This window comes from Agarivorans sp. TSD2052, from assembly GCF_023238625.1.
In the GTDB taxonomy this organism is placed as follows: domain Bacteria; phylum Pseudomonadota; class Gammaproteobacteria; order Enterobacterales; family Celerinatantimonadaceae; genus Agarivorans.
On record NZ_CP096670.1, the window covers coordinates 1,225,642 to 1,237,952 of the forward strand.

General features: G+C 42.2%; 10 protein-coding genes. 6 read left to right on the forward strand and 4 right to left on the reverse strand.

Going from position 1 to position 12,311, the window contains the following annotated elements:
* Positions 1-28: 28 nt before the first annotated feature.
* Complete coding sequence (malE, locus tag M0C34_RS05505; RefSeq protein ID WP_248714654.1) at positions 29-1,207, reverse strand: maltose/maltodextrin ABC transporter substrate-binding protein MalE; 1,179 nt, start codon at positions 1,205-1,207, stop codon at positions 29-31.
* Positions 1,208-1,434: 227 nt separating this feature from the next.
* Positions 1,435-1,710 carry a nitrogen fixation protein NifW gene (locus M0C34_RS05510; protein WP_248714655.1) on the reverse strand — a complete coding sequence of 92 codons (276 nt, stop codon included), beginning with the start codon at positions 1,708-1,710 and terminating at the stop codon, positions 1,435-1,437.
* 532 nt (positions 1,711-2,242) lie between these two features.
* Here M0C34_RS05510 and M0C34_RS05515 point away from each other — a divergent pair.
* The 4 genes from M0C34_RS05515 to M0C34_RS05530 all read left to right on the forward strand — a co-directional run bounded on the left by M0C34_RS05515 (position 2,243) and on the right by M0C34_RS05530 (position 8,456).
* Entirely contained in the window at positions 2,243-3,211 is a 969-nt protein-coding gene (locus M0C34_RS05515) for a sensor domain-containing diguanylate cyclase (RefSeq protein ID WP_248714656.1), read from the forward strand.
* 155 nt (positions 3,212-3,366) lie between these two features.
* The gene (locus M0C34_RS05520; RefSeq protein WP_248714657.1) at positions 3,367-3,672 is read left to right on the forward strand and encodes a hypothetical protein; all 306 of its coding nucleotides are present in this window, start codon (positions 3,367-3,369) and stop codon (positions 3,670-3,672) included.
* Between the two features lie 184 nt (positions 3,673-3,856).
* Positions 3,857-5,584, forward strand: a complete 1,728-nt coding sequence (radD, locus tag M0C34_RS05525; protein WP_248714658.1) for a DNA repair helicase RadD — start codon at positions 3,857-3,859, stop codon at positions 5,582-5,584.
* Between the two features lie 139 nt (positions 5,585-5,723).
* Positions 5,724-8,456, forward strand: a complete 2,733-nt coding sequence (locus M0C34_RS05530; RefSeq protein ID WP_248714659.1) for a right-handed parallel beta-helix repeat-containing protein — start codon at positions 5,724-5,726, stop codon at positions 8,454-8,456.
* Between the two features lie 63 nt (positions 8,457-8,519).
* Here M0C34_RS05530 and M0C34_RS05535 read toward each other — a convergent pair whose 3' ends face one another.
* Positions 8,520-9,119, reverse strand: a complete 600-nt coding sequence (locus M0C34_RS05535) for a phosphoribosyltransferase (protein WP_371923118.1) — start codon at positions 9,117-9,119, stop codon at positions 8,520-8,522.
* A 96-nt stretch (positions 9,120-9,215) separates the two neighbouring features.
* On the opposite strand from M0C34_RS05535, the gene M0C34_RS05540 reads away from it, so the two are divergent.
* On the forward strand, positions 9,216-9,785 hold the full coding sequence (locus tag M0C34_RS05540) for a phosphoribosyltransferase (protein ID WP_248714661.1): 570 nt from the start codon (positions 9,216-9,218) through the stop codon (positions 9,783-9,785).
* A 27-nt stretch (positions 9,786-9,812) separates the two neighbouring features.
* Entirely contained in the window at positions 9,813-10,121 is a 309-nt protein-coding gene (locus M0C34_RS05545; protein ID WP_248714662.1) for a hypothetical protein, read from the forward strand.
* A 79-nt stretch (positions 10,122-10,200) separates the two neighbouring features.
* On the opposite strand, the gene M0C34_RS05550 is transcribed toward M0C34_RS05545, so the two are convergent.
* Positions 10,201-11,925 carry a tetratricopeptide repeat-containing sulfotransferase family protein gene (locus tag M0C34_RS05550; RefSeq protein WP_248714663.1) on the reverse strand — a complete coding sequence of 575 codons (1,725 nt, stop codon included), beginning with the start codon at positions 11,923-11,925 and terminating at the stop codon, positions 10,201-10,203.
* Positions 11,926-12,311: the final 386 nt, after the last annotated feature.

Consider the following 12,311-nt stretch of genomic DNA (forward strand, 5'->3'; position numbering starts at 1 on the left):
ATAGTATTCAGCATTCATTGATATAAAATTAGCGAATTATCCTTTTGGCGGCCGCATTTAGCGCACTTTCAACACCTTGCCTACCGGTCGTAATATTGGTTAGAGTAGTGGCCATCGCTGCCCAAAACTTGCCCATGGCAGCAGCATTCGGCATTGGCTCCCCTTGGGCGGCACTGGCGTAAACGGCTTGCACTTTAGGATTGTCGGCCAGTTCATTTTGTAACTGTAAATTGGCCATTGCACCTAAGTCGCCACTGGTAAATAGTAAGCGTTGATTGTCTACGGTCATCAGATAGTAATTGAGAAACTCATCGACTAATTGGCGGTTTGTTGTCGCGCTATTCACTACCGCACTCCAAATACCGACAAAAGCTTTAGCGGGTTTGCCATTTATCTGCGGAAGCGGGGCTACACCAAAGTCCATGCCCACACTCTTTAATTCATCCCAGTACCATGGGCCATTAATCACCATCGCCACTTCTCCCTTAACAAACTTTGCGTCCATTATTGAGTAATCGGCGTTGCGCGGCATAATTTGTTGATCAAGCATTCTTTTTAATAGGTGGCCGGCATACATCGCACTAGGGTGGTTAACACCCGTGTCCTTTACGTTGTATTGCTCGCCTTGTTTCGCAAAAACGTAAGCGCCGTCGGCAGCGAGTAGTGGCCAAGTGTAGTAAGTATTGTTGTAGTCCCACAGGATAGCTTTACTTTGATGTTGCTCTTGGAGTTGCAGATCTAAGGCAAAAATCTCTTCAAAAGACTTAGGCGGTTGGCTAATTAAAGCTTTGTTATAAATAAGGCTAATCGCCTCCACGCCGATTGGGTAACCGTAAATCTTACCCTCTACTTTGACCGCGTCCCAAGCATAACCTACGGCTGAATCTATTAGGGTTTGGCTAGGGCGTAATTCACTGATTAAGCCTGCGTTAGCCCAGTCACCTATGCGATCATGTGGCCAAAATATTACATCTGGACCTTCCCCGTTGCGGGCTTGAATCTCAAAATTTCCGGTAATGTCTACTGGGCGCTTTACGTCAACATTTACCCCTGTGTTTTTAGTGAATTGTTCGGCAATTAGCTGCATTTGCGAGTGGCTTTTACCGGTCCAAATAGTGAGGCTTGGCTCTACAGATTCAGCGTAACTTGGCGCACTTAACACACTCATTAGCAATGTTAGTGCAAGGCTTGTCTTCCGTGTTTTCATTTTTATATTATCCCAATAACTTGCATCACCAGCATTGAAAAATCATTCGCTTATTGCAATAAAGGTAAGTGCGACAATTGAGCTTAATCACAATCAATAACAAGTGCTTAGTAAAAATGAGAGATAAAACCTAATAGAGGCTAATTGACTAAACCTTGAGTTGAAGATGTGTAGAGAGCAGTAGCCAGTTTGGACAAAGAGACCTTACGGAGAGTGAATACGTATTTTTACCTTCGCTCGCAAGATGTACAGCCACGGCAAGCCGAACGAGTATGTTTATCTATCCGCCCACGTTGAATCTTACAGTAGGCATTCTTTAACGCGCGGCGTGCTGTGAACCAGTCATCGGCTTTGCTCAGTATCAGATTGCCATTGAAGTGTTTAACTAAAGGTTCGCGATATTGATTGATAAAGCCATTATCGAAATCTATTTCGAAAAAGTGCAGCGCTTGTTCAATACAGGTAAAGTTTTCGATCACCTGCTTTATGTCGGTATTGGCCATCTAATACTCCAATTCAGGGGCTTAAAGCTTATCAAAATAGGCGAGGCATTTGTTGATATGGCGTAAGGCGAGGTGCATTTTTCTGAAGAGAAAATAAAAAGCGATAGGCAAACCCTCAAACAAGGTGTTAAAAAACATGACACTATATTTCACTGTAAGCATTTAGCTATTTCAGCCATTTGGTGATGTTAATAGAGCATATTTATTACTAACGAAGTTTATAAGATCAAACTCTTAAACTAGGGTGCTGATAGTCTTGTTAGCGTTTATTACTGGAAGTTTTTGAAAAACGGCTGGCTTATTAGCTAAAAGCTAAAAATGATCACGAACTGACTGTCTAGAAAAAAACTGTTTAGTGTGGTTAATCCCTCTTTTTTCATATAACTCTCTAAGTTACTAATTTAACTAATTATATTGAACTTGCTGGGCGCTTTTCTATGGGGCATCACGCAGTGGTATTGTCATTCTCCTTCACTTTGGTTCGGTTATTGCTATCTTTTAATGTATACCTAGCTTAGCAATAGAGGTAGTTATGCCGATAAAGCCTGCCATTGATCCTGATGAGTGGATACTAAATAACCCCAGTGATCTGATATCGCTGACTAAGTGGCAGCGCACAGTAAACTTGCTTGCTAAGTTGTTTGATGCTCCCGCAGGTTTTTTAGTGCAATGCACTGCTTCAGGCTTTCAAGTGACTATTGCCAGTGATCAAGCATCCAACCCTTACCCAGCAGGCGTGCTTATAGAACCTGAAGCCAATATCTTTTGTCGTAGAATTGTCGAAACACGAAAAAGTTTGTATGTGGCGAACGCCCCTTTAGATCCCTGCTGGGATACTAACCCTGAAGTACATAATGATGGATTCCGTTCTTATTTGGGGGTGCCGGTGTTTTGGCCTGATGGGAAGCCCTTCGGGACATTTTGTGTGATGGACTACCGAGAGACCCACTACGAAGAAACCTATTTTGAATTAATCGAACAGCTTAAAGATATATTGGAAGCTGATCTATCGCTGCTCGATCTGTACGTTCAAATGCAAAAGTTGGCGGTGACAGATCCTTTAACCGAATTAAATAATCGTAGGGGGTTTAGCGCGCTGGCCCAGCAACGGATCCGTTTAGCTAAACGCATGGGCTCACGGTTAGGCTTATTTTATTTAGATATTGATAAGTTCAAACTACTTAATGATCACCATGGCCATGCGGTGGGAGATGAAGTGTTAATCGACGTGGCACAAGCAATGCGAAGCTGCGTGCGAAGCTCTGATGTATTGGGCCGAAGGGGAGGTGATGAGTTTGTTGCGTTGGTATTGATAGAACAAGACGCTGATTTTGATGCGATTGAGCAACGCTTTACTGAGACATTTGGCCAGAGTAGCCAAGAACAGTTGCCTGAATACTCGGTTTCAATCGGCCATACAAACGTAGACTTAGATATGGATGTAGCGTATTTGTTAGAGTTGGCTGACAAAGACATGTATGCACATAAAGCCACTAATTGATGTAGCGCAATTCAACTTGAATGAGCATGATTATATTTTGACCGCTTGTTGATGTTTGCTGTACTATCGCGATTCATTTTTATATAAGTTTGTTTGCCTGCACTAATGGTATGACTGTTCGCCTCGGATGGCGCGTTTGGCTATCGGAGATTTACTTGGAACAGTTAATACAAATGCTCTATCCATTTAGTTGGATAGTTTCTATCTTGTCTTTTAGCCCGCAAATTATTCGCTTAATGCGAACCAAAGGCCCCGCTAAAGACATTTCATTTTTAAGTTGGATAATGTTTCAGTGCAACGCTATTTTGGCCTGGAGCTATACGGTTTTTATCGTCGGCGACCCCCTCTTGTCGGTGACCACATCCCTAGTACTAATCGCTAACCTTACCATGGTATCGGTATTGATTTATAAGCGAATGAAATACCGCGAAGCACCTTGCAGTGATGCATTAAGCGCCTGATTTACGTCTGAATAGTTAATAGTGCGGTGGCTAATAAATCGGCTTTTGGTTGTTTACACTGCACCGCTTAGCCTATTTCATTAGTAATATCGAGTATCTAAACGCGCCTAATTCGCTATCCTTCTCCAATCTAGAAACGTGGCATAATATAGCTCATTATTTTAAACCGTAGGTCTAAAGCTTCATGTTACAACTGCGAGATTATCAGCAAACATCGGTGGAATCGGTATTAACCCATTTTCGCCAAAGTGATGACGCAGCAGTGTTGGTTTTACCCACTGGGGCCGGGAAAAGCATCGTTATCGCCGAGCTAGCCCGTTTAGCAAAACATCCTATCTTGGTGCTCGCGCATGTCAAAGAGCTGGTGGAACAAAACCACAGTAAGTACCAAGCTTATGGTTTTCAATCTGGTATTTTTGCAGCGGGTTTAGGGCTTAAGCAAAACCAGTTTTCAGTTACCTTTGCTAGTGTGCAATCGCTAAGCAGAAACCTCGAACAATTTGCGGGCTATTATTCCTTAGTGGTGATTGATGAGTGTCACCGTGTGAGTGACGAGAGTGACAGCCAATACCAAGTTATTATTGAACATTTAAAACAGCAAAACCCCCAGCTTAAAGTGTTGGGTTTAACCGCCACCCCTTATCGGTTAGATAAAGGCTGGATTTACCAACAGCATTACCATGGTTATGTACGAGGCAGTGACAAAGCTTGGTTTAAAAAGTGTATTTTTGAGCTGCCCTTACGGCATTTAATTAGTCAAGGCTATCTTACTCAACCGGTCGTGGTTGATGCACCTGCCGCACGTTATCAGTTTGATGAACTACCAAGCCAATACAATGAAGCGCAACTAGACCAGTTTTTATCGGGTTGCCCACGGGTGACACAAGCCATTTGTAAACAGTTATTGCATTTGGCTGAAGAGCGCCGCGGGGTAATGGTATTTGCTGCTACGGTTAATCATGCTAAAGAAATCGCTCATTATTTGCCTGATGAGCAAACGGCGGTGATTACTGCTAATACACCAAACCTGCAGCGTGACCAGTTAATTGAGCAGTTTAAACAGCAGCAGCTTAAGTTTTTGGTTAACGTATCGGTGCTCACAACTGGCTTTGACGCACCGCATGTCGATCTGATTGCCATTTTACGCCGCACTGCATCGGTTAGTTTATATCAGCAAATTGCAGGCCGCGGTTTGCGTTTGTTTGAAGGCAAAAGCGATTGTCTAATTGTTGATTATGCGGGCAATAATTACGATTTATACCAGCCCGAGATCGGTGAAACTAAACCCAACCCAAATAGCACCTTAGTACAGGTGAGTTGCCCACAATGTGAGTTTGCCAATATGTTCTGGGGGATGACCGACAAAGACGGCGACATTATTGAGCACTATGGCCGCCGTTGCCAAGGCTTAGTCGAAGACGCCACAAACCCAACTCTTCAAGTGCAGTGTTTATATCGTTACAAATACAAACAGTGCTCGCAATGTAATGCTGAGAATGACATAGCAGCACGGCAATGCCATAGCTGTGGTTTTCAGCTAATCGACCCCGATAATCAGCTTAAAGATGCCTTACAGCTCAAAGATCGAACTGTGCTTAGGTGCAGTGGCATGTCTGCTAGCAGTGAGGGGAATAAGCTAAAGCTTATTTATCACGATGAAGATGGCGCAGAGCTAAGTGAATCCTTTAACTTTGATTACGCCAAAGCCAAGCAACAGTTTAATACTGTTTTTGCTCGACGCGTCGAGGGAACTAAGCGTGATGTGAGTAGCGCTTCACAAGCAGAGCAGTTAATTGGCGGTATAGTTGCCCCAGACTTTGTCATCGGCAAAAAGAAAAAGCATTACTGGGTTATTGAACACCGTATTTTTGACTACCAGGGCAACTATAGAAAGGCTAATCAGCAATTTTAATGTGATGCTAAAGCTCTCGCGGGGTGTTTGCTGCAAATGGGGTATGGCTTTTGATCCCATTTGTCATTATCTTGAGTAGACTATCTATTTTAGTGTCAGTAAACCCCCTAAGCTTCTAATAACTAACAAGGATGTTAGCGTGTATTGCTCTTCTACTGTGTCCAAATTTTTTCTTTCGAGTCTAGCTATTTTGTCTTTAGTTGCCTGTGGCGGCGGGGGGGGCGATGGAGGCGGAACTTCTATTTCTACGCCGGAAGTATCAGCTGAATTACTGATGGAACAATATCAAGGTAGCACTAAAAGTGCTTCGCTAACCGCCGACGATATTTATCCCACCCTTCAATACTTGTTTAATGGCGATACTACTCCTCTATTACAAAGCTCGGCAAAACACCGAATCAATAAAGTAAATCGCGCTAAGTTAGCGAGTGACACGGTTAGTGCCCGCGCATCAGAAACCCAAAGTTGTCCTTATGGTGGAAGTGTAACCATTTCAGAAAATCTAAATCAAAACACGGGCGTGGGTAAATACCAGGAAAACTATAAAAATTGTGATGATGGCTCCGTCGTATATTCGGGCCGAATCGTTTTCGATTATCATAAGTGGGACTTGAGCTCTTTACAGCCAATAAACTTCGATATTTATTATGATGATTTTCGTGAGCAATCAGGTACTGAATTTACTCTTCTACGTGGGGTTGTCGACATTTCCGGAATGTCGACCTGTGAGCAATCGATAACATCTAATATGTTGCTGACTACAGATAAAGTATCAGTATTAGAAAAAGACTTAGTTGCTACTTATTATTCTTGTATTGATGACGACGAACAGCGTATCGCTGGTCGCATTTATTTTTCAGATAAGGGCTATGTAGATTTAGTCACTCCAGAGCCTATCGTAGTTGATTACGATGATAATTTGCAAAGTGGAACGCTAACTTTAACTAGCGAGCGAAGTGAAGTTGTACTTAACGCTGACAATGCTTTTGTGCACGTTTCTGTTGATAGCAATCGAGATGGAATGCTTGAAGTCGATACCAAGGTACCTGCTTGGTACTTAAACGATCAGAACTATAGTGATATCGCTGATGATGATGGCGATGGTATTCCGAACTCTTGGGAAATAGCTAAGGGCTTAGACCCCAACTTTTCAAATGATGGCGTTGATTCTGATCAAGATGGTTTTATCGATTACTACGAGTATTTAGCTGACCGAGACCCAAAGGATTTTTATTCATACCCTTATTTTGATGTATCAATATATAATTATTTAGAAACCCTGTTTGTCGAAGAAAACGCAACCATAGACTTGTATCTCTACGGTGCAGTCGACCAAGGCTTATTGCCTTTGGTTAATGGTGTGCTAATTACCATGCCATTGCCTTCGGTGCATTCTTGGTCTGTCTCTAGCAGTAAGCATGGTTGTGTCATTGAGGAGTCTGAAGATGGCTCCCAACTTTTGAGTTGCCCTAACATTGATTTATCTAATATAGAGAGTTTCGCCGGAGATGATTTATTAGTTCAGTTGAATGTAGTTTTTAAAGACACAACGATAGTTAATACTCAAGCTAATTTGGATCTGGATTTCCCATTTAGTCGCAACAGCTTAAATATGTATATTGAACCCATACGCAGTGATTTAGCGCTTTGGGTGTCTGATTATCAACTGGGGTTTGAGCTTGGAACACTCAAAGATAAATTTGATTATAGCTTTCGTGTTAACGCTGACCCTAGAGGCAGTATTTATGCAGATAGAGGGAATATTCGTGGCAAACTAAACAGCCACAATCTCGGCCTTTCGATAGCATCTGTTTCAGTCGATTACTCAAATGCTAAATGCACGGTTAGTGAGCTTGAGTTTGAGTGTTTCGATATATCTTGGTGGGATGAATTTACAGTTCAGCTAAATAAGCCCGCCGCTATGGGGAAGGCAGAGTTAGAATTAGAAGTAGATACTATTTACCGCCCCAATTTGATTCGAACCACTCAATCTCATACTTCATTTTCTTTTGGGCAGAATATGTCCGTGCTGCAGGCCGTTATTGATAATGCTACTACAATTGATGTGGATGTCGAATCAGGTATTTACCTCGGACATTTATCAATAGATAAACCGCTACAGCTTAAGGCAAACCCTAATGTTGAGCTATGGTTGCAGCCAGAAGAATCAGACTATTATGCAGAGGGCGCGATAACATCAAATCATTTTTTAAGTCTTGATGGCTTTGCTGTCTATTTAGGTAATAGTAACTTTCAAATAGCCAGCGGGGCTTTTACAAATAATCGATTCTACTTAGATGGTAACTCAGGAGGAATAATTGTTAGCTCTGGAGGTCTGCTATTCAATTCGAATAAAGTTGTGCAAAGTAGCGTTGAGTACTCATCTTACCTTTCTCTGATTGAATCTCAGGGCGATACGTCAATTGATAACAACTTATTTAGTTTTGAAAGTGACAACAGTGTGTACATTTGGACCAGTGGTTACTGGGCCAGCAGTAATACCGTTATTCAAAATAACACGCTGGTGAATGTTTACGGCGTGATTAACTACACTACTGAAACCCGGCCAGTTTTTCAAAATAACTTGGTTGTTCGTTTGTTGGAACCTGACTATTCTGATGAATATTTTTTACAATACGTCAGTGACGAAAATAACATTCTCCCCAATCGTTACACTGAGTATGCCAATGCAAACAACATCTTCACCGACACTCCTGGGGTAGATCCTGAAAATGGCTATCGCTTATTGCCTGATTCTATTGCCATCGACAACGGCTTGGACTTGAGCGATTCGATCACTACCGACCTAGATGGTAACACTAGGCCAAGTGGCAGTGCCTTTGATATTGGTGCTTACGAATACCAGTACTAATGTAGCGTTATAACGATCAATAAAGCGGCTTAATAGCCGCTTTATTGATATTTGAAGCTAGTGTTAGCCGAGTAACTCAGGTTTTATTAACGGCGCCACAAAGCCCTTGTGTTGTTTTATCTCTTCTACGCTTAAGCCGGTTAACTCATAGGGAAAGACCAACCACTGCTCGGTTTGATGCAAGCAAAAATCGGGTGTTAGCGATGTTTGGTTAAACTTTGGGCGCTCCCATAAGGTGGCTATTTTCACCTGGCGGGGCATATTGAGTTTTAGTTTTGCTTTTAAGCGATTAATCACCGCCGCAACATTATGGCCACTGCTAAATACGTCATCTACAATCAATAAGCTGTCGTCAACGTTTAGGTTCTCTAATAGATACTGAATACCATGAACCCTGATTGACTCGGGCGCTTCTAGAATTTGCTGGTAATTGGCTTGCCCTTGATAAGAGGTGCGTACTGAAATATGGTCTGTTTTTACCCCCAGGGTTTGCAGGCACTCTTGTACGTAAATACCCACAGCACTGCCACCCCGCCAAAGGCCCACGATGAAAGTGGGGCGAAAGCCGCTCTCAAAAATATGCACCGCTAAACGAAATGAATCTTGAATCAGCGTATCTTCATCTAAATAGCGTTTTTCCAGTTGGGCTGTTGGTTGGCTCATTGGCATGGAAAGTATCCTTGAGTTAACGGGTTCTATAATGATAGTTTTATACTACACCTTTGACTGAAAGGTCAGTTTTTTTTATAGCAGGTAATTATGAGCGACAAACTTTATATCACCGGACAAGACTTACTGGAAGATTCATTTCGTTTGGCCGAAAAGGTGCTAGCAAGTGGCTTTAAACCTAGCTTTATTATTGCGGTATGGCGCGGAGGAGCCCCCATAGGGATCGCTGTGCAAGAGTTTTTAGCTTATCACGGCATTGAAAGTGACAATATCGCGATCCGCACTTCTTCATATGCTGCGGCTATTGACAGCCAAGCCAAGCAAGTAAAGGTCTATGGCCTTAATTACCTAGTCAAGCATGTGCAGCAGCACGACCGTCTACTGATTGTTGATGACGTATTTGATACAGGGCGCTCTATAGAGGCGATCATTGGTGAGCTAAGCCGCTTAGCGAGACTTAATACCCCCAAAGACATTCGTGTAGCAGTGCCGTATTTTAAACCTGAACGTAATAAAACTGATCGCATTCCAGATTATTATCTACATGAAACCAGTCAATGGTTAAAGTATCCGCATTCACTGGAAGGCTTAAACCCCCAAGAAATCGCTCAATATCGCCCTGAGTTATACCAGATCATCAAAGACCATTTGCCAGAGTAACTAGTCACTGTAAAAGGAATTCAAAGCATGGATGTTTCTAAACAGCAATTTCAGCAGCTATGTTATGAGAAGTTGCTGACCTTATTTACCCAATCTAAACTCGAGACGAGTAGCCCGCAAATAAAGGGGCGGGTAGAAGGCTTCATTCATGCGGGAGAAACCTTAGGATTACTGGATAAGGCCACCAGCAATCAACTGATGGAAAAGGCTCATTTACAAATCTTTGGCGAAAGTATCATTGATCGACAAGCCCACAAGCAAGCAATAGCTAAACTGGATGAAGATTGGCTGAATATCCCGACTTTTGAGCGGCTGAATAAGGCTAAACTTACCTAGTGGCTAGTATTTTTTGTTAGTGAGCGCTTATTCGTTAGGGCTTAGGCTAAAGCGCTCTTTTGCTGATTTATACGCTATTTTATCCAACTTTTTGATATTCAAACTGTTCAATAAACTCATTGATCAGTGGGATATGGGGGGCAAGGTGTTGATGGTAATTAAGCCACTTGTAGCGTGATTCTGTATAAATAGGCTTTACTACCTGGTTGCTTGAAGCCGATAGCACGATTTTCTTTTGTGCGTGTTTATCGAAGTGTAAACAGTTTGCGCTTGGCTCCAGCCCTAAAAATTCAAATACTTTGCTCGCTTCTTGCTCTAGGTTGTCGACTAAGTCTTCATAGCGTACAAAATGCATGTTTAAGTTGAGCTCGTTTTGGTAGCGCTTAAACAGGGTAAACACTTGCTGGTAACGCTTGAAGCAGTCTTCTAAACGGTTTAGCCGAGCTTGTTCTTGGTTGTTGGCTGAGTTTTGTTGGAAGTTACTTAAGCACGTATCGGCGGGGTGGCGTAAACAAAAGATAATTTTGGCATTTGGAAATAGACTTACTATCAGCGGTATATCAATGGTGTAAAGGGGAAATTTATCGATAAGGCAGTTGCTTGTACTTAACTCGATATTGATTGAGTCTAAATAACTAAAATACTCTTGGCGAAGCAAGCTTAACTCTTGTTCAGTTAAGCTGGGCAAATCTTGTGGGTAACGTTTCTTCAGCTGTAGGCTGAATGCCTCAGTAACGTTAAACAATGAGCGGGTTTCACTCAATGTTGTCACCTTTTCATGGGTATCTAAGATGTTTTCTAGCAGGGTTGTGCCCGAGCGATTAAAGCCCATCATAAATACCGGTTGTGCACCTGTTTCCTTGTTCGCTTCGGTTGGTTTTAAGAAAGAAAGATCAAGCTTTTGGTAAAGTGCGACTTTATCTTTTAACACTAAACTTTGCGCTCGTTGGTGGTTTAATTTGGCCATAGCCGTGAAATCGACAAAGGCTTCAGCAAACTGTTGCTGCTTATCGTAGGCTTCTGCGCGTAGTTTATAAGCGGCTTTTTTACGCATAAAATCTAAACGTTCAAGTCGTTCATTACATAACAATTCAATGACTTGTTGGTGCTTATTATCTCGTGCTGCTAACTCTGCTTGGTAATAACTAATCCATGCTTTATTGACAAAATCTAATTCGGCTTGTTTTAGCAGTTGGGCCGCTTTGTGGTGCTCTCTAATAAACATTAAGGTGTCTATGGAGAACTCCAATTGCCACTCTTCAACAAATGTTGAGTGTTCGAGTAAGGCCTCTATACGCGCTAGCGCTATTTGTTTTTGATTCTGTTTTTTTGCCGCCGATATCAATAAGGCTTGGGCTGGGGCGAAATACCCTGACCAGCTTTGCATCTTTTCCGCTAAGGCTTCTAGCTCTGAATAGCGGTCTTCATCTAAATAGCATTCACCTAATGAGGCGGCAATGTTGGCATTGCCAATACTGCTGTCATAGTTAAAGCACTGCTGATATGAGGCAATTGCGGCTTGAGTAAAGCCTAGTGCTTTTTGGGCATTACCAATATTTTTGTAGGTAGCATTTCTTTGTTGGTCATTTTCAGCATAGGCTAGCAGGTTTTGGTAATGAGTTAATGCGCGGTCAATTTTTTGTTGCTGAAACAGCGCATAGGCCTCTAACTCAAGGCTTTTATAGTCTTGCTGTGATTTTAGCTTGTTGATCTTGTTTATGGTTGAAATAGCCTGGCTGTACTTGCCAGCTTGCAGGGCCTTAACCGCTTTTTCCATAATGGCGTGCCGCATCTCGGGCTTCATTGGTTTTCCTATAGTTCGCAACTATCGATAAATGCGCATTACTTTATAACAAGCTTCAACAATATGCTGCGTCGCCTATCTCATTGCAAAACACAAATTTGGTTTCACGAAAAAACGTTATCTATTCAGCGAATTTATTGATTAACCGGTAATTAAGCGTGATTTGGCTGTATTTTCAGCGATGAATCCTCATTCGCGGTCTTATTTGGTGCAAGACGAGGCGAATGCAGTGCAATATATCAAACTAGTGGTGATCAAAAGTAAACTAAAAGAACGGTATAAGCCTCTATGGTTACTGCATTGTTGGGGTTTTGTGTGGTTTTTGTGTGAGCTGGCGCAACATTTGCAAAATCCTTGTTGTAGGTCAAGGACAGACCCAAGCAGCA